Annotated in this window: 24 protein-coding genes; 13 read left to right on the plus strand and 11 right to left on the minus strand. The window is 62.9% G+C overall.

Annotation, left to right across the window (positions count from 1 at the left end):
• Nucleotides 1-76: 76 nt before the first annotated feature.
• The gene (locus F758_RS44295) at nucleotides 77-364 is read left to right on the plus strand and encodes a hypothetical protein (RefSeq protein WP_157450097.1); all 288 of its coding nucleotides are present in this window, start codon (nucleotides 77-79) and stop codon (nucleotides 362-364) included.
• Here the strand turns inward: F758_RS44295 and F758_RS44300 are convergent.
• Nucleotides 361-1,194 (minus strand): metallophosphoesterase family protein, encoded by an 834-nt coding sequence (locus tag F758_RS44300; RefSeq protein WP_035722700.1) that lies wholly within the window; start codon nucleotides 1,192-1,194, stop codon nucleotides 361-363. The two genes, F758_RS44295 and F758_RS44300, sit on opposite strands and share 4 nt — an antisense overlap.
• Nucleotides 1,195-1,326: 132 nt before the next feature.
• On the opposite strand from F758_RS44300, the gene F758_RS0121690 reads away from it, so the two are divergent.
• The 3 genes from F758_RS0121690 (at nucleotide 1,327) to guaA (ending at nucleotide 4,841) form a co-directional block, all read left to right on the plus strand.
• Nucleotides 1,327-1,749 carry an MAPEG family protein gene (locus F758_RS0121690; protein ID WP_024509847.1) on the plus strand — a complete coding sequence of 141 codons (423 nt, stop codon included), beginning with the start codon at nucleotides 1,327-1,329 and terminating at the stop codon, nucleotides 1,747-1,749.
• A 34-nt stretch (nucleotides 1,750-1,783) separates the two neighbouring features.
• Nucleotides 1,784-3,085 (plus strand): RsmB/NOP family class I SAM-dependent RNA methyltransferase, encoded by a 1,302-nt coding sequence (locus F758_RS0121695; RefSeq protein ID WP_024509848.1) that lies wholly within the window; start codon nucleotides 1,784-1,786, stop codon nucleotides 3,083-3,085.
• A 160-nt stretch (nucleotides 3,086-3,245) separates the two neighbouring features.
• Complete coding sequence (gene guaA, locus F758_RS0121700; protein ID WP_024509849.1) at nucleotides 3,246-4,841, plus strand: glutamine-hydrolyzing GMP synthase; 1,596 nt, start codon at nucleotides 3,246-3,248, stop codon at nucleotides 4,839-4,841.
• 642 nt (nucleotides 4,842-5,483) lie between these two features.
• Here guaA and F758_RS0121710 read toward each other — a convergent pair.
• Both F758_RS0121710 and F758_RS0121715 read right to left on the minus strand, forming a co-directional pair.
• Nucleotides 5,484-6,122: a carboxymuconolactone decarboxylase family protein gene (locus F758_RS0121710; protein ID WP_245286545.1), complete on the minus strand. Its 639-nt coding sequence runs from the start codon at nucleotides 6,120-6,122 to the stop codon at nucleotides 5,484-5,486.
• 22 nt (nucleotides 6,123-6,144) lie between these two features.
• Nucleotides 6,145-6,867 (minus strand): DJ-1/PfpI family protein, encoded by a 723-nt coding sequence (locus F758_RS0121715; RefSeq protein WP_024509851.1) that lies wholly within the window; start codon nucleotides 6,865-6,867, stop codon nucleotides 6,145-6,147.
• 106 nt (nucleotides 6,868-6,973) lie between these two features.
• Here F758_RS0121715 and F758_RS0121720 point away from each other — a divergent pair, with 106 nt between their 5' ends.
• Nucleotides 6,974-7,924, plus strand: coding sequence for a GlxA family transcriptional regulator (locus F758_RS0121720; RefSeq protein ID WP_024509852.1), 951 nt, complete (start codon nucleotides 6,974-6,976; stop codon nucleotides 7,922-7,924).
• 342 nt (nucleotides 7,925-8,266) lie between these two features.
• Here the strand turns inward: F758_RS0121720 and F758_RS0121725 are convergent, their stop codons facing one another.
• Nucleotides 8,267-8,866, minus strand: coding sequence for an NADPH-dependent F420 reductase (locus F758_RS0121725; protein ID WP_024509853.1), 600 nt, complete (start codon nucleotides 8,864-8,866; stop codon nucleotides 8,267-8,269).
• A gap of 44 nt (nucleotides 8,867-8,910) precedes the next feature.
• A complete protein-coding gene (locus F758_RS0121730) occupies nucleotides 8,911-9,645 on the minus strand; it encodes an SDR family NAD(P)-dependent oxidoreductase (RefSeq protein WP_024509854.1) in 735 nt (244 codons plus the stop codon).
• A gap of 301 nt (nucleotides 9,646-9,946) precedes the next feature.
• Between F758_RS0121730 and F758_RS0121735 the strand changes: the two genes are divergently transcribed.
• Nucleotides 9,947-10,843 carry a LysR family transcriptional regulator gene (locus F758_RS0121735; RefSeq protein ID WP_024509855.1) on the plus strand — a complete coding sequence of 299 codons (897 nt, stop codon included), beginning with the start codon at nucleotides 9,947-9,949 and terminating at the stop codon, nucleotides 10,841-10,843.
• Between the two features lie 211 nt (nucleotides 10,844-11,054).
• Here the strand turns inward: F758_RS0121735 and F758_RS0121740 are convergent, their stop codons facing one another.
• Nucleotides 11,055-11,666: a TetR/AcrR family transcriptional regulator gene (locus tag F758_RS0121740; RefSeq protein WP_024509856.1), complete on the minus strand. Its 612-nt coding sequence runs from the start codon at nucleotides 11,664-11,666 to the stop codon at nucleotides 11,055-11,057.
• A gap of 81 nt (nucleotides 11,667-11,747) precedes the next feature.
• On the opposite strand from F758_RS0121740, the gene F758_RS0121745 reads away from it, so the two are divergent.
• The 3 genes from F758_RS0121745 to F758_RS0121755 all read left to right on the plus strand — a co-directional run bounded on the left by F758_RS0121745 (nucleotide 11,748) and on the right by F758_RS0121755 (nucleotide 13,044).
• Nucleotides 11,748-12,203, plus strand: a complete 456-nt coding sequence (locus tag F758_RS0121745; protein ID WP_024509857.1) for an ester cyclase — start codon at nucleotides 11,748-11,750, stop codon at nucleotides 12,201-12,203.
• 10 nt (nucleotides 12,204-12,213) lie between these two features.
• The gene (locus tag F758_RS44305; RefSeq protein WP_198026537.1) at nucleotides 12,214-12,552 is read left to right on the plus strand and encodes a DoxX family protein; all 339 of its coding nucleotides are present in this window, start codon (nucleotides 12,214-12,216) and stop codon (nucleotides 12,550-12,552) included.
• Between the two features lie 132 nt (nucleotides 12,553-12,684).
• Nucleotides 12,685-13,044 carry a YciI family protein gene (locus F758_RS0121755; protein WP_024509859.1) on the plus strand — a complete coding sequence of 120 codons (360 nt, stop codon included), beginning with the start codon at nucleotides 12,685-12,687 and terminating at the stop codon, nucleotides 13,042-13,044.
• Between the two features lie 225 nt (nucleotides 13,045-13,269).
• Here F758_RS0121755 and F758_RS0121760 read toward each other — a convergent pair whose 3' ends face one another.
• The 3 genes from F758_RS0121760 to F758_RS0121770 all read right to left on the minus strand — a co-directional run bounded on the left by F758_RS0121760 (nucleotide 13,270) and on the right by F758_RS0121770 (nucleotide 15,876).
• Nucleotides 13,270-14,169: an alpha/beta fold hydrolase gene (locus F758_RS0121760; protein WP_051386999.1), complete on the minus strand. Its 900-nt coding sequence runs from the start codon at nucleotides 14,167-14,169 to the stop codon at nucleotides 13,270-13,272.
• 210 nt (nucleotides 14,170-14,379) lie between these two features.
• Nucleotides 14,380-14,805 carry a VOC family protein gene (locus tag F758_RS47965; protein WP_084305554.1) on the minus strand — a complete coding sequence of 142 codons (426 nt, stop codon included), beginning with the start codon at nucleotides 14,803-14,805 and terminating at the stop codon, nucleotides 14,380-14,382.
• A gap of 96 nt (nucleotides 14,806-14,901) precedes the next feature.
• Nucleotides 14,902-15,876 (minus strand): LysR family transcriptional regulator, encoded by a 975-nt coding sequence (locus F758_RS0121770; RefSeq protein ID WP_024509862.1) that lies wholly within the window; start codon nucleotides 15,874-15,876, stop codon nucleotides 14,902-14,904.
• Nucleotides 15,877-15,964: 88 nt separating this feature from the next.
• Here F758_RS0121770 and F758_RS0121775 point away from each other — a divergent pair, with 88 nt between their 5' ends.
• Both F758_RS0121775 and F758_RS0121780 read left to right on the plus strand, forming a co-directional pair.
• Complete coding sequence (locus F758_RS0121775) at nucleotides 15,965-16,798, plus strand: class I SAM-dependent methyltransferase (RefSeq protein ID WP_024509863.1); 834 nt, start codon at nucleotides 15,965-15,967, stop codon at nucleotides 16,796-16,798.
• A gap of 174 nt (nucleotides 16,799-16,972) precedes the next feature.
• A complete protein-coding gene (locus F758_RS0121780; RefSeq protein WP_024509864.1) occupies nucleotides 16,973-17,869 on the plus strand; it encodes an SDR family oxidoreductase in 897 nt (298 codons plus the stop codon).
• Here F758_RS0121780 and F758_RS0121785 read toward each other — a convergent pair.
• Nucleotides 17,801-18,565 (minus strand): metallophosphoesterase family protein, encoded by a 765-nt coding sequence (locus tag F758_RS0121785; protein ID WP_024509865.1) that lies wholly within the window; start codon nucleotides 18,563-18,565, stop codon nucleotides 17,801-17,803. The two genes, F758_RS0121780 and F758_RS0121785, sit on opposite strands and share 69 nt — an antisense overlap.
• Before the next feature lie 324 nt (nucleotides 18,566-18,889).
• Between F758_RS0121785 and ybaK the strand changes: the two genes are divergently transcribed.
• A complete protein-coding gene (ybaK, locus tag F758_RS0121790) occupies nucleotides 18,890-19,363 on the plus strand; it encodes a Cys-tRNA(Pro) deacylase (protein ID WP_024509866.1) in 474 nt (157 codons plus the stop codon).
• Nucleotides 19,364-19,384: 21 nt separating this feature from the next.
• Here ybaK and F758_RS0121795 read toward each other — a convergent pair whose 3' ends face one another.
• Nucleotides 19,385-19,834: a MarR family winged helix-turn-helix transcriptional regulator gene (locus F758_RS0121795; protein ID WP_024509867.1), complete on the minus strand. Its 450-nt coding sequence runs from the start codon at nucleotides 19,832-19,834 to the stop codon at nucleotides 19,385-19,387.
• Between the two features lie 113 nt (nucleotides 19,835-19,947).
• Between F758_RS0121795 and F758_RS0121800 the strand changes: the two genes are divergently transcribed.
• Nucleotides 19,948-21,750, plus strand: a complete 1,803-nt coding sequence (locus F758_RS0121800) for a chloride channel protein (protein ID WP_024509868.1) — start codon at nucleotides 19,948-19,950, stop codon at nucleotides 21,748-21,750.
• Nucleotides 21,751-21,756 lie beyond the last annotated feature (6 nt).

Here is a 21,756-nt window from a genome sequence, read left to right on the forward strand (position 1 = left end):
CTTCACATCTCCTTGAAGAGTTTTCAGAAACTCCGCATCCGTCTCGTCGTTGCTTCTCTGATCAACGGAGGCATAAATGAGAAGATTGAAACTTTTATCCGCCGCTTTTCTCGCCGCGGCGGCGTTCACAACTCCGGCGATGGCCGGTTGGCAAGCAACCCAGGAACCGGGCAACGTCGGGTTCAACTACCCCGACTCGCACTATCTGACTGGCGGTTACGGCGTGCGGGCCGCGCCGGGGCCGGGCTTCTATTTCCGCCATCCAGCGCCCGGCGCGATGTATGAGATACCGGCGCCCGTCTATGGCTATGGTTACGTGGGCGGTGGCTATGTCGGCGGGCCCGCCGTCTGGTACGGGCCTTAAAGTCGCTCTTTAAGTAATTCGTCCAGGTCGAGATCGATCTGGCCGGGCGCTCTGACGTGACGAACTTCGAACGAGTCGGGCTGGAAACGATATTCCACCAGCCCGACTTCTTTTATGCCGATCCGCTCTTGCCGCTGGTCGGAGATGATGAAACCGGCGGACGGAGCCCAGATATGCCGGACGCCGCGCCAGGTGAAATCTCGCCGTTGATGCACGTGACCGCTGGCGATCAGGCGAACATTCGCTGCACGCAACATCTCGACCAGCCGCCGCCGCGCCGGGAATGGAACGTAGCGGATGGCGGTCGCCTCCAACTCCGGGTCCTCTGGTGTATTGAGGAAGATCGGCTTGTGCAGGAACAGCGCGACCGGCTTGCCGCCGCTGCTGGCAAGCTCCGACGCGAACCAATCGAACTGCTCGGCCTCGCTGATGAGGCCTGAATTCATCACCAGCGAATCGAGGCCGATGAAGCACCAACCGGCTGCATCGAATCGCCAGTAGTCATCGCCAAAAGCCGAGATGAAGGCTTGCCGGCCCTTTTCATTGACCGGTTGCGCCGGCGCCGGGCCGATCTGGGTCGGATTGTCGCCGATGTCGTGATTGCCGGGCAGATAGCGGCAGGCGACGGGGAGGGCATCATGCAGCGCGCGGGCAAATTCGAGATCATCTGCTTGCGTCGGCGCGTCGAAGGCGAGATCGCCGCTGTTGACGACGAGATCAGGGCGCGTCGCGTCGATGTGGTCAGCGACCTTGTCGAAATTATAGGTCAATTTCGTCAGGCGCCGCGCAAGATGAGTGTCCGAAATCTGCGTCAGGCGAAATTCGCTCATGTGTCAGGTCCTTCCCCTCGAGCATACAGCGCGCCGGCTTCGGATTCGTGACGTGTGGACGAGCCTTTGTTGTCAGGCATCGCCGCGGGCGGTATTACATATGATGGCAGGAGACCGCGAGGGGGGATTCCAATGTCGGTTCAGATGGTTTTGCTGCCGCTCTTCGTGCAGATCGGCCTCACTTTCGCACTTCTGATCTGGATGGTCGGCTTGCGGCGGCAGACCTTGGTCTCGGGTGAGACCAAGATCAGGGATATTGCGCTGGGTCAGCCGAACTGGCCGGCTCGCGCCACCCAGGTCGGCAATTGCTATCGCAACCAATTCGAACTGCCGCTTCTATTTTACGCCTTGATTGCGCTGGCACTGCCGCTGCGTCATGCCGATCTGTTTATCGTCTTGATGTCATGGCTCTTCGTCATCACCCGCTTTGCCCATGCCGGCATATTCGTGAGTTCGAATGATCTCGGACGCCGCTCGATCGCCTGGCTCGCCGGTGCGCTGGTGCTATTGGTGATGTGGATCTATTTTGCGCTCAAGATTCTGCTGCTGATCTAAACAGTTGCGTCCACTTGCGAACTGAAAGTCTGAGATGACCCCCGCTGCCCGGCTGTCCGCGGCGATTGAAGTGATCGACACGATCGAGGCGCAACGCATTCCCGCCGCGCAGGCGCTGAAGGAGTGGGGAACTGTGCATCGCTTCGCAGGCTCCGGCGATCGCGCCGCCATTGCCGGCCTGGTTTGGGACGTGCTGCGGCGGCGCGCCTCCAGTGCTTACCTGATGGATGAGGAGAGCGCGCGGGCGCGCGTGCTCGGTATGCTCAGGCTTGAGCGCGGCCTTGATGTGGAGGCGATTGCGACGCTGTGCGACGGCGGCCGCTTTGCCCCGGCGCCGCTGACCGACGCGGAGCGCAAAGCGCTCACCGAGCGCTCGCTGAAAGATGCGCCGCCGCCGGTCGCCGGCGATTATCCGGAATGGCTCGATCCCTATCTCGAGCAGGCGTTTGGCGCGGACCGTGCGCTGGAAGCCGCGGCGATGGCGAGCCGGGCGCCGCTGGATCTGCGCGTGAACACTCTGAAGGCCAAACGCGAAAAGGTGCTCAAATCGCTTGGCCATCTCGGTGCGAAGCCGACGCCGTGGTCGCCGGTGGGCTTACGGATCGAGCTGTCTGCCGATGCCCGCAATCCCGGCATCCAGGCCGAGGAGGATTTCATCAAGGGCTTTGTTGAAGTTCAGGATGAAGGCTCGCAACTGGCGGCCTTGTTTTCGGCGGCAAAACCCGGCGAGCAGGTCGTCGACCTCTGCGCCGGAGCCGGCGGCAAGACGCTCGCGCTGGCCGCGATGATGCAGGGCAAGGGTCGGCTGATCGCGACCGACCGCGATAAGCGCCAGTTGGCGCCTATCCATGAGCGGCTGTCGCGGGCGGGCGTCCACAATGCCGAGATCCGTGCGCCCAAGGGCGAGGCCGATCCGCTGGCCGACATCAGGTCTTCGGCAGACGTAGTCGTGATCGACGCCCCGTGTACGGGAACCGGAACCTGGCGACGCAACCCCGACGCCAAGTGGCGCATGCGGCCCGGCGCGCTCGAGATCCGCTTGAAGGACCAGGCAGAGGTGCTTGATCGCGCGGTCGGCTTGGTCAAGCCGGGCGGCCGGATCGCTTACATCACCTGTTCGGTGTTACCGGTGGAAAACAGCCAGCAGGTCCGCGCCTTCCTGGCTCGCCATCGTGAATTTTCGATCGCGCCTCCGGATCAGACTGTGACGGTGCTCTGGGACAAGGCCGAGGACTTTACCGCGGCGGCCCTGCAGACGCATGAGGGCTGGCTGATGACGCCGCGGCGGACCGGAACGGACGGGTTTTTTATCTCGGTGCTGCGCCGGAAGAGTTAGGTCGGGACAACGTGCCCACCAGTCAAAGGGGGCGGGCATGGCGCTAAAGCCGTCTGGCCGACCTACGGATCATTGTCCTCCCTCCAAAACACGTGGACCCAGCCCGTCAAACCCCGGTTGGAGGGTTGCGGTGCAGCGTTCCGTCGCGTACTTCCTATCCATGACAGCCAGCACGCAAGCCCGCCCGCCGTCGACGCCCAAGGCCTCGGCGCATGAAAAGATTCTGATTGTCGATTTCGGCAGCCAGGTCACCCAGCTCATCGCCCGCCGCGTCCGCGAGGAGGGCGTCTATTCCGAGATCGTCCCGTTCCAGAAGGCGGAGGACGCCTTCAAGGAGATGCAGCCGAAGGCGGTGATCCTCTCGGGCGGCCCGGAGTCGGTGCATGTCGAGGGCTCGCCCCGCGCGCCCCAGCTCATCTTCGACTCCGGCGTGCCGGTGCTCGGCATTTGCTACGGCCAGATGACGATGGCCGCCCAGCTCGGCGGCGAGGTCGAGGGCGGCCACCACCGCGAATTCGGCCGTGCCGATCTCGAGGTGAAAGCGCCGAGCCGCCTGTTCGAGGACGCCTGGCTGACCGGCGAAAAGCATCCGGTGTGGATGAGCCACGGCGATCGCATCACCAAAATGCCGCCGGGCTTTGCCGTTGCCGGCATCTCGGCCAATGCGCCGTTCGCCGTGATCCAGGACGAGAGGCGCAAATATTACGGGCTGATGTTCCATCCCGAGGTGGTGCACACGCCCGACGGCGCCAAGCTGATCCGCAATTTCGTCCGCAAGGTTGCGGGGCTGACGGGCGACTGGACCATGCGCGCTTTCCGCGAGGAGGCGATCGAAAAAATCCGCAAGCAGGTCGGCAACGGCAAGGTGATCTGCGGCCTCTCCGGTGGTGTCGATTCCGCCGTGGCTGCCGTGCTGATCCACGAGGCGATCGGCCACCAGCTCACCTGCGTGTTCGTCGATCACGGCCTGCTCCGGCTGAACGAAGCCGAGACGGTGGTCGACCTGTTTCGGCATCACTACAACATTCCGCTCGTCCATGTTGATGCGTCGAAACAATTCCTGGCCGAGCTTGCCGGCGTCACCGAACCCGAGCAAAAGCGCAAGACCATCGGAAAACTCTTCATCGACGTGTTCGAGGAAGAGGCCAAGAAGATCGGCGGCGCGGAATTTCTCGCGCAGGGCACGCTCTATCCTGATGTGATCGAGAGCGTCTCCTTCACCGGCGGCCCGTCGGTGACCATCAAGTCGCACCACAATGTCGGCGGGCTTCCCGAGCGCATGAACATGAAGCTGGTCGAGCCCCTCCGCGAATTGTTCAAGGACGAGGTGCGCGAGCTCGGCCGCGAGCTTGGCTTGCCTGAGATCTTCGTCGGCCGGCATCCGTTTCCCGGGCCGGGCCTGGCGATCCGCTGCCCCGGCGACATCACCAAAGAGAAACTGGACATCCTGCGCAAGGCGGACGCTGTCTATATCGACGAGATCCGGAAAGCGGGCCTGTACGATCAGATCTGGCAAGCCTTCGCGGTGCTGCTGCCGGTGAAGACCGTGGGCGTCATGGGCGATGGCCGCACCTACGACTATGTCGTGGGCCTGCGCGCGGTGACCTCGACCGACGGCATGACCGCGGACTTTTATCCCTTCGACATGAGCTTCCTCGGCCGCACCGCGACGCGCATCATCAACGAAGTCAAGGGCGTGAATCGAGTGGTCTATGACGTGACGAGCAAGCCGCCAGGGACGATCGAGTGGGAGTGAGGGGGTGGGATATCCTGGAGGGCATCAGAGAGGAATAGCGTAAAAAAATTGAGGGTTATGGGATAGCTCTTTGCTCATTTGCTCTCCATCGTCTCTCCGATGCCGCCGTCGTCCACGTCATTGATTTGACGGGAGTCGACATTCGCGGTGGACGGACCAAGACGATTCATTTCACGGTTCTTCCGACGGTCTCATCAGAAGTAGCAAGACGCGACGAGAAAAGACCGTCAGGAATTGTGATCGTTCTGACGGTCTCTTTCTGAGCCCGGCTGCTCACAGTTTGCCGCGCCGCTCTTCGTGGAATTTTTGAGAAAGTGCCGGTCCTCGTAGCTTGGTTACAACTCACGCATCAAATAGATTCGGGGCTGGCACAGGAAGCGCGCAAGCGGTCAAGGTCTGATCGATCGATTGGTTCGCTCTCTAGCCCCAGCATGGCGAAAAACGCATTCATGATTTCGGCTTAGCGGCTCTCGTGCAACAAGCCGCTCCAAAGCACGCTTGGAAAAAGTCGGCCAATCGATGTCGATAGATAGCCTCCGACAATGTCCGGCGTCGTGAAGCCGTCGTACAAAAGAATAGACATACGCATCGTTGAGCCTCGCTGTCTGCGAACGATTACTGCTCTTCCCCCAGTGGGGTGTCTCAACCCTGCCAGGCGTGATCCTGAAACGGCGCATCGAGAGGCGGCCTCGTGATGTTGCCGGTGTAGTTCGTGATCGTCGACGCGGCGACCGCGGCGATGACTTCGAGGAGGTGATCCTTGCCGAAGCCGGCCGCGAGGAAGCGGTTGACGTCCTCGTCACTGAGGCGTCCGCGCTTTTCGATCATCGTCTTGGCCAGACTCGACAGCGCGGCGAGTTTACCATTCTTCGGCAGGCGACCTTCGCGAATGGCTTCGACATCAGCCGGATCGATGCCCTCTTTGAGAGCCAGAGTCGTATGGAACGCCACGGCCCATGTGCTGCCGTTGGTCACCGCGTCGGTGAGCAGAACGGTCTGAACCTGCGCTTCGGTAAAGCTGCCGCCATGCACGTTGCCGAACAGAGCGACGAGGCTGTTGATCAGGACCGGCGAGGTCGCCATCGCACCGGCGATGTTCGGGATCATGCCAAAAGCGGACTGCAGTTGCTGCAGTGCCGGCTTCGAACGTTCGGGGGCGGTTTCAATGGTGTGAACGGGAAAGTTTGTCATGTGAGTCACTCTCTGTTGGGATCGATTGTGTGATCTATCTAGGGCTACAGCCTTTGGCGGGTGCGCCAATAAACCCTCGATTCTCGCCAAGGGAGGCTCGGCGCCTGCGAAGTCACTCTCTGCATGCGGTCGGGACGGCGATGTCGAGTTTTGCGGCGACGCGCCGCGCGGTCTGTTCCCGTTGCGCCGTGATTAGGCGCGCCGATCGTCGCGCTTGGTCCAGGATCGCGGCCGGCGCGGTTTCCGGCTTGCCGCTGTCGAAGGGTGGCTCCGGCGCGTAGGCCATATGAAGCTGAATCGCTTGTGCGACCTCATCGCCGCGCAGCTCGGCGGCGAGGCGCAAGGCGCCGTCGATGCCGGCTGTGACGCCCGCGGCAAAGACCCAGGCGCGATCCACCACTACGCGCTCGTTGACGGGGATCGCGCCGAAATAGGGCAGCAAGTGAAACGCCGACCAGTGGGTCGTCGCCCGGCGCCCATTGAGCAGGCCCGCCGCGCCGCAGATCAAGGCGCCTGTGCACACCGAGAAAATGCTGCACGCGCCGGACGCCTGCTGACGGATCCAACCCAGCACTGCGGCGTCTTCCATCAAGGCTTCCTGGCCATGGCCGCCCGGCACATGAAGGACATCCAGCGGCGGCGCATCGGTCAGGGCCGCATCAGGCGTAAGCCGCAATCCTTTCAGGTCGCGGACAGGCGCCGCGGTCTTGCTGTAGATGCGATAGGTTGAATTCGGGATGCGCGACAGCACCTCGAACGGTCCTGTCAAGTCGATCTGATCAATGCCCTCGAACAGGAGGGAGCCGATATGCAGGTGCGTGTCATGCGGGATCATAGTGATCTCCAAGTTCGAAGTCGGAGCTGGACAAGGCGAAACTAGCCGGGCATGCTTTGGCGGAAATGCCAAAGCCCCTCATTTCTCGCCAAATTCGATCCGGGCCATCGAGGTGCTCACCTTCCCGGCGGTGCAACTGCTCGATGTCACGGGGCCGGTTCAGGTGTTCGCCTCCGCCAACGATCTCGTCGCCAACGCCGGAGGCGCGCCGCCCTACCGGCTCAAGCTCGTGACGCAAGGCGATCAAGGCGTCGTCTCGTCGGCAGGGGTGACGCTGGCGGCGGGCCCGCTCAGCCGACGCAGCGAGGCGCTGGATACTTTGCTCGTCGCCGGTGGGCGGGGAGTGGAGGTGGCCGCTGCAAATCCAGCGCTGGTCGATTGGCTGCAGCAACGGGCGACGCAGGCGCGCCGCGTCGCCTCTGTTTGCACCGGCGCGTTCTTGCTTGCCGCCGCAGGCCTATTGGACGGACGTCGCGCGGTGACCCACTGGAAGGATTGTGCCAGACTCGCTCAACGCTTTCCCGCCGCGCGCGTCGAGCGCGATCCAATCTTCGTGTGCGACGGTCCAGTCTGGACTTCGGCCGGGGTGACGGCCGGGATCGATCTGGCCCTGGCGCTCGTGGAAGAAGATCTCGGCCGCTCCATGGCGCTTGCTGTAGCCCGCTACATGGTCGTCTTCCTCAAACGTCCCGGCGGACAGGCGCAGTTCAGTGCCGCTTTGGCTTTGCAAGCCGCAGACGACAAGTTCGGCGCGCTCCATGATTGGATCAACCGTCATCTCAGTGACGAACTTTCACTTACAGTCCTGGCCGATCGAGCGGGAATGAGCGAGCGCAGTTTCAGCCGACATTATGCGGAGGCAACCGGGCAAACGCCGGCTCGGGCGATCGAGCGGCTCAGGGTGGAGGCGGCGCGTCGCCTGCTTTCGGAGTCGCGCACGCCGGTCAAGCGCATCGCACAGCGGTGCGGCTTCGGCTCGGAGGAAACGATGCGCCGCAGCTTCCTGCGCCTCCTCGCTGTGACGCCGCAAGACTACCGCTCTCGATTCACATTTTGAAATTCGCCCAGTGTCCAGCGAAGACCGCATCGAGCCGAGCCGTCTTGCAATCGGCGCAACCGCTACACCAAGGACGGATGCGCGCTTCGCCATGGCTGACGGTTTTTTTGGCAAACGGGCGATGTCGCCTTCGCGGAAGGTTTGCGCCTGGAATTCAACGCGTACGATCGTTTAGAACAATCGAGTGGGAGTGAAGGGGAGTACCGTGGAGTAGTATCGGATAGCAGAGGACACTCGAGCGAATCCTAGGCCATCGATAGCAGTCGACAGATGCTAAGCGATTCGCAGATCTGCCGCTCCGTCTGGAGACTCCCCGCTCTTCGAACGGCGCCCATACGCCGATTACTGCTCCTTCTTGAACAAATCCTGGAAGATGAGCTGGCCCCAACTGCGGCCGCGTGCGTGCACCAGCGCGCCACCCTCGTTGAGCTTTCCCAGCTTGACGGGTGCGAACCCGAGTTGTTTGGCCAAGGCCGCCACGGGAGCGATCGCGTCCTCGTCGTCGCTCGACAGAAAGACGACCCGGTGGCCGCCCTCGACGATCGGATCGGCAGCCAGGGTGGCCGCAATCAGGTGATTGAAACCTTTCACGAGCTTGGCGCCGGCGAACGCCTTCGCGACGAACGCGGAGGACAAGAGACCGTCCAGCTCCTCAAGGGGAACTAACGCGTTCATCGCGTCGATGACCGTCTTGCCTTCCCAGTTCGGCAGGGCCTTCGCAACCTCGCGATGCTCCCCGAACGGGACCGCCAAGATGATTGTGTCGGCCTCGAGTGCATCCCGCAGCGACTTGGCGACGACCGTGGGTCCAATCGCCCGAGCCTGCGGCGCCAACGCCTCGGGCGGCCGGCGGCTCGCGACGGCCACCTTGATGTGCTTCCGGGCGAAGGCCCGGGCGAGGGCCTGGCCTACCGCACCGAATCCTACAATCGCATAGCTCATAATACTTCTCCGATCCGTGTTGATATTGATTCCCCAGCGCGAATTCAGATGGCCGAGAAGCCGCCGTCGACAGACAACTCCACCCCATTCACGAAGCTCGAATCGTCTGAAGCAAGAAACAGCGCGGCCGCCGCAATTTCCTCAGGACGACCCATCTTTCCTCGCGGGATCAGGGATTCGAACATCCGCTTCGCCTCGTCGTCGAGAACTTGGTCCTGCATCGGTGTCGCGATCGGCCCCGGGTGCAGCACGTTCACCCGGATATTCCTGCCCTTCAGTTCGTTGAGCCACCCGCGTGCGAATGCGTGCAGCGCCGCCTTGCTCGCCGCATACACGCTGTAACCAGGAAAACCTTTGATCGAAGCAACTGACCCGGTCATGAAGATCGATCCGCCATCGTTGAACAGCGGCAACGCCTTCTGGACCGTAAACAGCGTGCCGCGCGCGTTCAGGCCGAAGGTCGCGTCGAAATGCTGCTCGGTAATCTCGCCCAGTGGGACGGCTTCGCCCGTGCCGGCGCTCGCATACAGGATGTCGACCTTGCCCTTTTCCCGCTTGACCGTATCGAACAGGCGGTCGAGGTCGTCGAGATTGGACGCGTCGCCGCGCACGCCGGTCACGTTCCGGCCAATCAGTTTGACGGCCTCGTCGAGTGCCTCCTGCCTCCGGCCCGTGATGAAAACATAGGCGCCTTCTTCAACGAACCGCTTGGCACTCGCCAGCGCCATGCCGCTCGATCCACCCGTGATAACCGCAACTTTGCCCTCAAGCTTTCCCACGACTTCTCCTTTCACGTCCTTTCACGCTCCGCCTTTGGTCGTTCGGGGAGGCCCCCGAGAGCCTCCACATGGGTCGGCCCGCGTCGGGCGTTGAGTGCGGAAGCGCGCACATCGGTGGTGCGAAATCGATCCGGCTGAACGGCTGACGCCAGCCGCGACGATCGGTGTCCGCCGTTCGGGATTGCGCTGCGCTTCTCGGCATGGGCTATGATGACCGCTCGTGCTACCCACATACGAGATGCTGTCCGATGTGTTGGACGCGGGCTTTGGAAGGCGCACCCCAGCGGTGCCGGATTGCACCATGATCGACTGGGATGACGTTCGCTACTTTCTTGCCGTCGCGCGCGGAGGCTCGGTGCGGGCTGCCGCCGAGCGGCTCGGGGTGAACCACTCGACCGTGCTGCGACGCGTCGCCCAGCTCGAGGAACGGCTCGGGGCGCACATGTTCGAGAAGCTGCCTTCGGGCTACCGCCTGACGGATGCGGGGGAGGAGGTCCTCGAATTCGCGGACCAGATGGAAGCGTCGTCGCACCTGCTGGAGACGCGCGTCTTCGGCCGCGACCAGAGCGTGCGCGGGCTTCTGCGGGTGACGCTGGCACCGAGCCTCGCGACACACCTGCTCATGGCGGACTTCGCCGATTTCGCGCGTCTGCATCCGGACATCGAGATGGAAATCTTGTCGTCCGGCGAGCTGGCAAATCTGACCAACCGGGAGGCCGACGTCGCGATCCGCGTCGTCTACGACCGCAAAACCCTGCCGCTCAATCTTCACGGCCTGAAGGGACCGGAGCTGTTCGGCGGCATCTATATGTCCCGCGATCGACTAGCCGCGTGGCGTGCGGGCGCGCCTGATCCCATCCGGTGGATCGTCATAAGTATTCATGGAATTCCGGATTGGGTCCGCGAGGGTGAGGTTCGCGCCACGGGGGTTCCATTCAGGATTACTGACGCCGAGGCGCAGATCGTTGCGGTACGGCAAGGGCTCGGGATGACGACACTGCCGTGCTTCGTCGGAGATGCCGACCCCCTGCTGGTGAGGGTGCCGGGCACCAACCTGCACATGTACGGAACGCTCTGGCTTCTCACACAGGGGGAGACACGCAAGACGAAGCGCGTGCGGCTTTTCACTGAGTTCTTATCCCGCAGGCTCGCCGCATACGCTCCGCTTCTCGCGGGGCTGTCCGTATCGCGCGACTGACGCGCGGCGGGTCGCCGCGACGCTTGCCGTAATTCGGTCGGAAGCCGAGCCGCGATCGCTCCAAGCGACATCGCGGTCAATCCCTCGGCACCCGGCGATCCTGCATTTGCTCCACGGCAATTGCCGTTAACCGGTCTCGACCCCGGTTGCAGGCTCAACCGCGCGCCTCTCCCGTTCGCATATTCTCACAACGGGACCCGATATGCCCTTCTCATCGCCGATGCCGGCGAGACGCCACTTCCAGGAGCGCCAGCGCCGCATCGATCTGACGCTCGAAGACCTCGCGCTTGGGCGACCCGGTCCCCAGGACCAGCTCCTGGTACGCGTCTCCTAGCGCGAGCTGGACGAGCTGCTCGGCGACGACAGGCGCCGTCGCGGTATCGTGCTCTTCGGCCCATAGCTGTGCGATTGCAGCTCGGACCTGACGCGGCCCAGCCTCCCAGAACAGGCGCCCCAGGCCCGGCATCCGGTCGGCCTCGGCGACAATGGCGCGGTAGAGCCGGACGCTGTCCGGACTGGCGACGCCGGTCACGAACGTCAGCAGCAGTTCGCGAAGCCGCTGTCCGGACGGCAGCGACCTTGTTGGCGGTCGGACGACCTCTGGCGCACACATCGCCTCGACCAGCGCCTCGACCAGCGCCTCCTTCGATCGGAAGTGGCGATAGATGGTCTGCTTGCCCACGCCGGCTTCGGCGGCGACCGCGTCCATCGAACCTTGCGCGAACCCCTCGCGCATGAACACGGCGCGCGCGCCTTCGAGAATCGCCGCCCGCTTGGCGGGGTCGAGAACGCGTCCGGGTCGCGGCGGGGCAGAGGTGGTCATAGCTGTCCTTGACGAGACTGATCAGTCTCGCTATATAGCATATACGAGACCGATTAGTTTCGTTTAAAGCAGGAGACCTTAATGTCAACCGATCCTGTAAAGCTCGGCTACCTCTTCGCCGAGATCGTGTCCGGTCACGACCTGTCGCGCTTCGATGAGATCGTCGCGCCCGGCTATTTGAACCACAACGCCTTCGCCGAACCCGGTCCAGAGGGCGTCAAGAAGGTCTTCGGCGCGATCATCGCGGGCGTACCCGACCTGAAGGTGTCCGCCGAAGACGTCTTCGTGTCGGCGGATGGCTCGCGCTTAGTGGGCCGCTACCGCTACGAGGGGACGCACACGGGCAGCTTCCTCGGATATCCCGCGACAGGCAACGCTTTCGCCATGCGCTCGATCGATATCTGGCGTGTGGAGGACGGGCGCCTCATCGAGCATTGGGACGAGCTCAACACCCTCGACATCTTCACCCAGATCGGCGCCCTGGCGCCCCTTGGCCAGCCGCCAGCGCATGGCGGACTCCAGCAGTCAGCAACATGAGGAGCATCCTGTGCCCGTAGGCAAGCTCTTCGCGATCGGGCTTCCGATCGCGCTCGGCGTCGTGATGATCGGGGCTGGCGCGGTCAACTTCGTCGGCCCTAAATCAGTCCGCGACTCCTTTGTGCGTTGGGGTTATCCGGCCGGTTTTCATCGGGTGACAGGCGGGCTCGAGGCGATAGCGGGATTGCTGCTACTGGTCCCGGCTACGTCGTGGGCCGGCGCGATAGGCAGTGTCGTGATCCTGGTGGCCGCGGTGATTACGCTGATCCGTTGTCGCCAGTGGGGCCATCTGCCGGGCGCCGTCGTTCTGACCGCGGCGGCGGTAATCGCGGTGGCGATCCTTGGTTAGAATCTGGCGAGCGGCCATTGGCGCTTTGCGCCTCGGCGGTAAAAAATCTGCAAGATGATGTCGGGCTTCGAACGCCCCGTTCGTCGTTCCGATGCGAGGCCAATGAGGCTGGCTAAAGCAAGGAGATAGACGATGCGTGTGATGGTGCTCGTGAAGGCTACCGAAGACAGCGAAAAGGGCATTCTTCCTACGGCTGAGGCCTTCGAGGCGATGGGCAGATTTAATGAGGAGCTGCGCAATGCCGGCATCATCCGCGCCGCCGACGGCCTCAAGCCCTCCTCGCACGGCAAGCGTATTGCGTTCGATGGTCCCGGCCGTACGGTCATCGATGGGCCTTTCGCCGAGACCCGCGAGCTGGTCGCCGGCTTCTGGCTCTGGGAAGTCAAGGACATGGACGAGGCGGTCGCCTGGGTGAAGCGCTGCCCCAATCCCATGCCGGGACCGAGCGAGATCGAAGTCCGGCCGCTGTACGAGGCTTTCGATTTGCGATGAGAATCTGGTGCCGGAGGTCACGGAAATCCATCACCAGACGCTACAGAAAAAGGGCCTTTAGACTAGTCGCGCTCGCATCATTCGGCAGCAGGCCGCCGATTGCCGCGCGAATGTGAATGCAGACACGAGGATCTCATTGCGGCTGCCCCGGGCGCTGGCGTTCCTGTCAGCAACGCGAATCCCGCGCACCGTGGCTGCGTCGAACGGACGAACCGGCGCAGTGCTCTACTGTCTCCGCTGTGAGATCGCGAGAATGGCTTCGGCAAATGCCTGCGGCGCCTCTCGCGGCACGAAATGACCGACGCCGCTGAGCAGACGGCGCTCGTAGCCGCCGGCGAAATATCGCTCCTTGTTCTCCGAGGTGACAGGCAGGTTGTCTCGATCCTCCGCTCCCTGAAGCATGATCGTGGGCACCTCGATCCTCGGCGCCTCTGCCAAGCGGCGCTCCGCGTCTTCATGCTCCGGCGCTCCCCTGGCGTCGTGCCAACGCTGGCGGTAAGCATGGATGCTGATTTCAGCCCAATCGGGATTGTCGAGAGAGGCGGCCATCACCTCGAATTCGCGATCCCGGCCCGGCCATGCGGGCGACCAGCTTTCCCAGAGGTAGCGGCAGAGCCGCCTGCGATCCGCGCGATACGCCTGTTCGCCTTGTCCCGTTGCGACGTACCATTCGTACCAATACGCTTGCGCCAAATCGTAGGGCATTTCGGTCGGTGGCACGGCGGTCGCATAACCTGCCGAAGCGGCGACAAGACCTGCCAATCGCCCTGGAAACAAAGCGGCGACACCGTAGGCGGCGCGCGCACCCCAGTCGTACCCGGCGACGATGGCGTCGTTGAGATCCAGAGCATCCAGAAACTGCGACAGATCGAGCGTGAGCGCCGCAATCGCTCCGCTGCGCATCGTGGTGTCGCGCAAGAAGCGGGTCGGTCCCGATCCGCGCAGATAAGGTGCATAGATGCGGAAGTTGTGATGGCTGAGCTTCTCGATGGTTTTGTCCCAACAACGAACATCGTCCGGCCAACCGTGGATAAGGACGAGCGGCCGCCCCTTGGCGGGTCCCAAGACCTCGTAAGCGACTTCGAGTTCGTTGGTACGGCACGTCGACCGGGTTCGTGGCAACATGATCAAGCTTCCAGAGCCATTGCTCGGCGACGGGGCGTCCCGGACTCCCAACCGCTTCCCTCCAAACTACGCAGGCGTGAGCCGGTTCCTGCGGTCCTGTTTCCGCGCGGCAAGTTCGCAAATGTCTAACGGATCGGCCGCACGGTGTTCGGCGTCTGTCGCAGCCTCCCGGCCTTCAATCGGTCTGTTTTGACGCCACGGCTGCGGAGATCACGAACCGCATTCACCGTCCGGACTGGCAACCACCACCACGTAACCGTCGGGATCGCGGAGCCAAATCTCCCTATGTTGAGGCGCAGGGTTGATGTGAGGTTCTTCGATAATCTCGGTCCCCAAGCCGCGAGCTCGTTGCACAACCGAGTCAAAATCATCCACCTGGAACCACAGCAGGACACCGTGTCCGGGCGGCGCCGCGTCTGCGTTGACGAGGTTGGGATGGTTTTCCTTGTCCCAAGCGTGCAGTTGAAGGAGCAATTTGCCTGAGCACGAGATCCGGTCGTACACGTCACGATGGCTGTGTTCTGGAAGCGAGTCTGCTCCGAACAGTTCGGCGTACCAGCCACCGCTTGCCCTGACATTGCGCACCGCTATGAGAGGCTGAGCCTCGACGGTTGATTTCCGGGTAGTGGAGCTCATGAGGTCCTCGTCTTGATGATTACCACGAAGCTCTGCGACTGCTCTCGCCGTAGGTAAAGAGAGTGGCTCTGACCGCAGCGCGTCGCTGCCTCCGGGTCACTTGCTGTTCGCCCGGTTGGGCTTGCGCAATCTTCGGGCGGTTGCTGTGCCGCGCGATACATCGGCACTCCGGTGTTTGATGTGATCGATGAAGGCGCGCAGCTTGGGTAAGAGCTGACGTTTACCCGGGTAGTAGAGAAAAACGCCTGGCGTTGTCACGGCAAAGGACGTCAGCAGCGATTGCAATTGGCCGTTAGCAATCGGCGCTCTGGCGAGCGGACCGGGCACCTGCGCAAGTCCTAGGCCTTGGATTGCTGCTCCGAGAAGCGTCGGGTAGTCGTGCGCGATCAGTGGTCCAGAGACCATGACCTCGATCGTCTTGTTGCCGTCGATAAAGGGCCAGGGCGCGATCGACCCGTTCGAGCGGCGCATGCGCAGGCAGGCGTGATCGCGCAGATCATCGACGCGCTCTGGCAGTTTCCGCGCGCGCAGATAATCAGGACTGCCAACCACTACCAATGAGAACGGCGGCGTTAGCCGAACGGCCACCATATCGGGCGCGATGAACTGGCCAAGGCGAATACCGGCGTCGAAGCCTTCGGCCGGGAGATCGACCAGCTCCTCGCTCGCCGCGATCTCCACCTCGATCTCGGGATAGGTCTGATGGAAAGAGGCGATCACCGGCTCCAGGATCAGCGGGACGACCGCTCGGGGAACCGCAAGGCGCAAGAGTCCGGTCGGGCGCTGCCCCAGCTCACGCGCGATTTCGCTGGCAGCAACGAGCTCCTCGAATGCCGGTTTTGCGCGTGACAGGAAACGCTCGCCGGCTTCCGTCAGGCCGACACTGCGCGTTGTGCGTATGAAGAGGGCAGCGCCGAGGCGCGCCTCGAGCGCGCGTATCGCCTGACTCATCGCCGATGGAGTGACGCCGAGTTCGGCAGCGGCTCGGCGAAAACTACGATGCTGGGCAACGCTCAAAAACGCCTCGACGCCGTCGAGCGCGCCCTGCCGTACTGTGAAGTTCTGCTTCATAGCCTGTCGAGATTATCCCGAATAGTCGCTCGCGGGAAGCGGTCGTATGTCCGCCGCCAGGTTCTGAAGTCTTGAGGGAAACACTGCAATGGCCGATGTTCTTGATGGCGTGCGCGACCACTATCGGGCGACTGGTCTGACCGAGCGGCTCAGGATGGCGCTTACTGCTTTTGGGCCGGAAGATCAGCAATTGACGCCGCAGCAACTGGGTGCCCTGGACCAGTTTCACACTCGCGGGCTTGCTGCGACCGCCGAGCTCGCGAAGCTGACTGAGGTCAACGCCAACATGTCGGTTCTGGATGTCGGCTGCGGGGTTGGCGGGCCGGCGCGCTTTCTGGCCGCGACCTATGGCTGCCGGGTCATGGGCGTCGACCTCAGCGAGCCATTCGTCGATGCTGCGCGCTACCTCACCGAGCGGACGGGACAGAGCGAGCAGGTATCGTTCCAAACCGCCAGCGCGCTTGAGCTTCCATTTGACAATGCTCGTTTCGAGGTCGTGTTGCTGCAACATGTGGCGATGAACATCTCTGACCGGGCGCGGCTCTATCGAGAGATACGGCGCGTTCTGAGGCCGGGTGGCAAGTTCGCGACATTCGACGTCGTGTTAAACGGCGAAGCCGAGCCGCACTATCCGGTCCCCTGGGCGCGAACACCGGAAACGAGCTTTCTGTTAACGGCGGAAGCGACGCGCGAGGCGATCGAAACGGCCGGTTTCCGCACATTGGCGTGGCAAGACGACACTGAGGCCGCCAAGGCCTGGGCCGCGCAGTTGCGCGCGGCCTGGCCGCCGTCTTCGCCAAATCTCGGCGTCGTGATGGGGCCCGACTTCGCGCAGCTCGCCGCCAACCTCGGACGAAATCTGATCGAGGGTCGCTTGGGCATCCTCACTGCGGTGTTCGAGGCCGTGTCCATGAAGACCTGATTGCCGGCGATAGTGGAATTGCTATCAGGACACGAGGGTCATTGCTGTGGCCGCTTCTCGTGCGCGATGCACCGGCCGATCCTGTTAGCCACTATACCACTATAAGCTCACTACTTTACGGGAACAGAGCGTGAGCACAGATTGTCTCCAACATGAAACCTGGAGATTTTGCTCATGCGCGTGTTTGTTACCGGCGCCAGCGGATTCATCGGCTCGGCCGTCGTCAAGGAGTTGATCGCGGCCGGCCATGAGGTGCTCGGCCTCTGTCGTTCCGAGGAAAAGGCGGCGGCACTGACGGCCGCCGGCGCCGAGGTTCATCGGGGATCGCTCGAAGATCTGGACAGCCTCAAGGACGGGGCAGCGGGATCGGACGGCGTCATCCACCTGGCGTTCAACCACGACTTCTCGAAATTCGCGGCGAACTGCGAGGATGATCGACGTGTCATCAGGGCGCTCGGCTCGATCCTCGCTGGCTCCGCGCGACCGTTGATCGTGACCTCAGGGACCGGGATGGCCAATACCGTGCCCGGTCAGCCGGCCAGGGAAGATGGAGCGGTCATCAGCTCCGACGTGATTCCTCGCGCAGCCTCGGAAGAAGCGGCCGCCTCTGTCGCCGCGGACGGCGTCAATGTTTCGGTGGTGCGCCTCCCGCAAGTCCACGACACGGTCAGGCAGGGCCTCGTCAGCTATGCGATCGCGATCGCTCGTGAAAAGGGCGTCTGCGCCTATATCGGAGATGGGTACAACCGCTGGCCGGCGGCGCATGTCCTCGACGTAGCCCGCCTTTATAGGCTGGCGATCGAAAGGGCAGAGCCGGGCGCAAAATATCACGCGGTCGCGGAAGAAGGCGTCTCGCACCGGGACATTGCCGACGCTATCGGCCGACGCTTGCAGATGCCGGTCAAATCCATCCGGCCGGAAGAGGCTCAGGCCTATTTTGGCTGGCTCGCAATGTTTGCGGCGCACGACATGCCTGCCTCGAGCGAGCAAACAAGGAAAAGGCTAGGCTGGCAGCCGACCGGGCCAAGCTTGATTGCCGATCTCGAGCAGCTGCAGCTCTCCGACACCTGAAGCTTGCGGGAGCGGAACGATGCAAGGGCGTGCTGCCGCTATGAAAGCTGATGGCCGAGCACCCTTGAGATAAAGCGAAGGCCGCCCCGACGCCTCGTCCTCCATGTGATAATGGCCGCAAAACGTCGAAATGTCGCAGCGCGTGCGGGTGAGAATCATCTTGAGTTCATCTCGATCTCTTAAGATCGCGCCCGCTCGCTCCACTGGCGTATCGATGTCCAGGATCGGGTGATGCAGGAACAGCGCGACCTTGCTTGCTCCCTTGAGTTCACGCTCGAGCCAGGCAAGCTGTTCGCCGCCGACAGTGTTGTCGGACGTGTCAAGAAAGACGTATTTTAGAGACCCGTCGTCGCGGGAATAACACATCTTGCCACCGACTGCGTAGACGCCCTCACTCCTGTACTCCGCGACATCAGCAAAGACATCGTGGTTGCCAAGGATAAGAGATGCCGTGAAGCCATGTGCGCCCAGCAGCTCAAAGAAAGTCCGGATATGCTCGCTGGCGCCTATATCGCCACCAAAAATGAGCTCCGAGACTCCCTTCTGCTCAATATCATCAAGGACTAGCCGTAAGTTGGTCTCGTGCTCTTCGGGCTCGTAATCATAGCGCATTTTGTCGCCGGCGATCCCGCCGCCAATCGCCAATTTTTGGCCCAAATGGGCATCCGTGAAGTGGGCGATTACTTTCTTCGTCATTTGTTTCGTGCTTTTGGTCCTGAATGGTCGGTGCATGCGGGAAGTCGAGAGGTCGAGCGAGTCGGCAGCCCCCGAACATCGACGAGCGACCCTCAGATATTCCAACCGCAATCTTCCGATCCTGGATAGCTCATTGCGGCAGCCATACGTTTCGGTCTCGGTTGAAATGTCGAAGCGCGGAAAGCATCAATGATGTCGCGTCGTGGAGGAAGCCAACCCGGGCTCGTGGAATATGTTGCCGCGTCTCAGCGCGGCATGAAGGTATTGGTTTTCCAAGGTCCCAAGGCGCGCTAATTCGTCCGGACGGAAGAAAAGGAAATCGTGATGTCCAAGGCGACGCGCGCGACGAAAATGCTGGAGCAGGCGGGCATCGCGTTTACGGTCCACGCTTACGACTACGATCCCGATGCCGACCGGATCGGCTTGCAGGCGGCCGAAGCCCTGGGGGAGGCGCCCGGGCGGGTGCTCAAGACGCTGATGGCACTGGTCGACGGCAAGCCGGTCTGCGTGATCGTGCCCTCCGACCGCGAAGTGTCCATGAAAAAGCTCGCCGCCGCGTTTGGCGGCAAGTCGGCCCAGATGATGAAGCCTGCGGAGGCGGAGCGGTTGTCAGGTTACAAGGTCGGCGGCATCAGCCCGTTCGGTCAGATGCGAAAGGTTTCAGTGGCCATCGAGGAGCAGGCGATGGCGCATGATCTGGTCTTCATCAATGGCGGCCAGCGCGGATTGCAGGTGCGGCTGGCACCGCGTGACGTGGCGGCCGTGCTGAATGTGATTGTTGCGCCGCTGGCGGCATGACAAGCCGCGCTTCCTCTCCGCTCACTCCGCATCATATTGGGCCACGTCCCGGAGCAATTCGATGAGTTGGGGCGCGTCGCGGCGAGTCTGCGCCAGATGCGCGGCCGATAACTTCTCCAGGATCCTGTTGGCTTTTGCGGTCAGGCTCAGGAAGACCCGGCGGCGGTCGATCTCGTCGCGCTCCCGCCGCACCAGCCCCGCATCGACCAGGCGATCGACCAGTTCGACCGTGGTCTGCGGCTTCAACAGCAAGTGCTCGGCGAGCTCATGGACGGACATGCCGCGATCCGGTGCAAGGCCGCGAATTGCCAGGATCGCCTGATGCTGTCGCGGCGGGAGGCCGGCCTTTCGAGCCGCTTCCTCGCTGAACGCCAGAAATTTCCTCAAAGAGCGACGGAACGAGGCGAGGGTGGCGTAGTCGCGCTGATCCAGCTCTCCATTTTTGGCTCGCCGCTTCTGCTTCTCGCTCATAAGTCCCCATCTTGAATTAGTTCGTAATGCGATGTATTCGCCATGCGATTTTTCGGACCGCAAGGCTCCGCCCGGCGGGCGCGTGCCCAAACAGTGCCCAAAGAGAGGCTGTCTTGCATCGTTCGCATTCCGTCAGCGCCCCTTCGCGGCTGGGTGACTTTACCACCGACCGGCGAGTCCTCGTGCTGGTTGCCATGGCCGTTTGCGTCGGCGCGGGCGGCATAGCGGCGGCCTGGGTCCTCTTGCGGGCCATTGCGCTCGTAACCAACCTGGTCTGGTTTCAGACCGTCGATGCGCACGCCATGTCGCTCGCGGGCGCCAAAGCCAATTGGTGGATGGTGGTCGCTCCGGGGCTGGGCGGATTGATCATCGGGCTGATGGCCCGTTTCGGCTCGGAGAAGATCCGCGGCCACGGCATTCCGGAAGCGATCGAGGCCATCCTGATCGGTGAGAGCCGGATGTCGCCGAAGGTCGCGCTGCTCAAACCCCTGTCCTCCGCCATCTCGATCGGCACGGGCGGGCCGTTCGGCGCCGAGGGACCCATCATCATGACGGGCGGCGCGATCGGATCGCTGTTTGCGCAATGTTTCAGCCTCAGTGCCGCCGAACGCAAGACGCTGCTTGTCGCAGGCGCCGCGGCCGGCATGACCGCGATTTTCGGCACGCCGATTGCAGCCGTTCTCCTGGCCGTTGAATTGCTGCTGTTCGAATGGAAGCCGCGCAGTCTCATTCCTGTTATCACGGCATGCGCGCTGTCGGCGGCGCTGCGGCCGCTGGTCATTGGATCGGGAGCGCTGTTTCCGTTCGCAGGCTCGCTCGACCCGTCCTGGTGGAGGCTTGCGGCGTCGATCGGCGTCGGGATGGTCGCCGGACTGCAATCCGGATTGCTGACGGGCCTGCTGTACAAGGCCGAGGACCTGTTCGGTGCGCTGCCGATCCACTGGATGTGGTGGCCGGCGCTCGGTGGACTCGCGGTCGGACTCGGCGGCCTCATCGAGCCGCGGGCGCTGAGTGTCGGTTACGACGTCATCAGCGATCTCCTCGCAAGCCATATGACGATCGCGGAGGCCGCGACGATCCTCCTCGTGAAGTCGATCGTCTGGATCATCGCGCTGGCCTCGGGCACATCCGGCGGCGTGCTGGCACCGCTTCTGATCTTCGGCGGCTGCCTCGGCTGGTTGGAAGGCCAATTCTTGCCCGGCGACGCCGGCGCCTGGGCGCTGATCGCCATGGCGGCGATGATGGGCGGCACCATGCGCTCGCCGCTGACCGGCATTCTGTTTGCCGTGGAGCTGACCGGCAATCTGGCGCTGCTCGGCCCGCTTCTGGCGGCCACCGGCGCGGCCTATGCCGTGACCGTCCTGCTGCTCAAACGCTCGATCCTGACCGAGAAGATCGCGCGCCGCGGGCAACATGTCGTGCGCGAGTACAGCATCGACCCTTTCGAGCTGCTGCGCGTGTCGGACGTCATGGTGCGCGAGGTGGACACGCTGCCGGCGGAGATGACCGTCGATCAGGCCATCACCTTTTTCTCGACGGAGGAGCCGCGGCACAAATCCTATCCGATCCGGAGCCGCGACGGTCGCGTGATCGGCATGGTGGCGAGAGCCGATATTTTGCGTTGGCGGACGGAGGAGGATGCGCACGGCGAGACGCTGTTCGAGCGGCATTCCGACGACTCGCTGATCGTCGGATACGCGGACGAGACGGTCGCGCAGCTTGCCGACCGGATGGCCGCCGCGGAGGCCGGACGCGTGCCGATCGTGGAGCGCGACACCATGCGCCTGGTCGGTCTCGTCTCGCGCAAGGACCTCCTGCGCATCCGCCGGTCGGCGCGCGCAGCCGAGGAAATCCGGGCCGCCTATTTCCTCAAGCCGGACGCCGTCGCAACGCGCGAAGCGATCCAGCAGTATTGAACGGCT

Source organism: Bradyrhizobium sp. ARR65 (assembly GCF_000472385.1).
Lineage (GTDB): Bacteria > Pseudomonadota > Alphaproteobacteria > Rhizobiales > Xanthobacteraceae > Bradyrhizobium.

Excerpts from the sequence above, each read along its gene's own strand:
- F758_RS44295 (WP_157450097.1), top strand. The coding sequence starts at position 77 with ATGAGAAGATTGAAACTTTTATCCGCCGCTTTTCTCGCCGCGGCGGCG.
- F758_RS44300 (WP_035722700.1), bottom strand. The coding sequence starts at position 1,194 with ATGAGCGAATTTCGCCTGACGCAGATTTCGGACACTCATCTTGCGCGG.
- F758_RS0121690 (WP_024509847.1), top strand. The coding sequence starts at position 1,327 with ATGTCGGTTCAGATGGTTTTGCTGCCGCTCTTCGTGCAGATCGGCCTC.
- F758_RS0121695 (WP_024509848.1), top strand. The coding sequence starts at position 1,784 with ATGACCCCCGCTGCCCGGCTGTCCGCGGCGATTGAAGTGATCGACACG.
- guaA (WP_024509849.1), top strand. The coding sequence starts at position 3,246 with ATGACAGCCAGCACGCAAGCCCGCCCGCCGTCGACGCCCAAGGCCTCG.
- F758_RS0121715 (WP_024509851.1), bottom strand. The coding sequence starts at position 6,867 with ATGATCCCGCATGACACGCACCTGCATATCGGCTCCCTCCTGTTCGAG.
- F758_RS0121725 (WP_024509853.1), bottom strand. The coding sequence starts at position 8,866 with ATGAGCTATGCGATTGTAGGATTCGGTGCGGTAGGCCAGGCCCTCGCC.
- F758_RS0121735 (WP_024509855.1), top strand. The coding sequence starts at position 9,947 with ATGATCGACTGGGATGACGTTCGCTACTTTCTTGCCGTCGCGCGCGGA.
- F758_RS0121740 (WP_024509856.1), bottom strand. The coding sequence starts at position 11,666 with ATGACCACCTCTGCCCCGCCGCGACCCGGACGCGTTCTCGACCCCGCC.
- F758_RS0121745 (WP_024509857.1), top strand. The coding sequence starts at position 11,748 with ATGTCAACCGATCCTGTAAAGCTCGGCTACCTCTTCGCCGAGATCGTG.
- F758_RS0121755 (WP_024509859.1), top strand. The coding sequence starts at position 12,685 with ATGCGTGTGATGGTGCTCGTGAAGGCTACCGAAGACAGCGAAAAGGGC.
- F758_RS0121760 (WP_051386999.1), bottom strand. The coding sequence starts at position 14,169 with ATGTTGCCACGAACCCGGTCGACGTGCCGTACCAACGAACTCGAAGTC.
- F758_RS47965 (WP_084305554.1), bottom strand. The coding sequence starts at position 14,805 with ATGAGCTCCACTACCCGGAAATCAACCGTCGAGGCTCAGCCTCTCATA.
- F758_RS0121770 (WP_024509862.1), bottom strand. The coding sequence starts at position 15,876 with ATGAAGCAGAACTTCACAGTACGGCAGGGCGCGCTCGACGGCGTCGAG.
- F758_RS0121775 (WP_024509863.1), top strand. The coding sequence starts at position 15,965 with ATGGCCGATGTTCTTGATGGCGTGCGCGACCACTATCGGGCGACTGGT.
- F758_RS0121780 (WP_024509864.1), top strand. The coding sequence starts at position 16,973 with ATGCGCGTGTTTGTTACCGGCGCCAGCGGATTCATCGGCTCGGCCGTC.
- F758_RS0121785 (WP_024509865.1), bottom strand. The coding sequence starts at position 18,565 with ATGACGAAGAAAGTAATCGCCCACTTCACGGATGCCCATTTGGGCCAA.
- ybaK (WP_024509866.1), top strand. The coding sequence starts at position 18,890 with ATGTCCAAGGCGACGCGCGCGACGAAAATGCTGGAGCAGGCGGGCATC.
- F758_RS0121795 (WP_024509867.1), bottom strand. The coding sequence starts at position 19,834 with ATGAGCGAGAAGCAGAAGCGGCGAGCCAAAAATGGAGAGCTGGATCAG.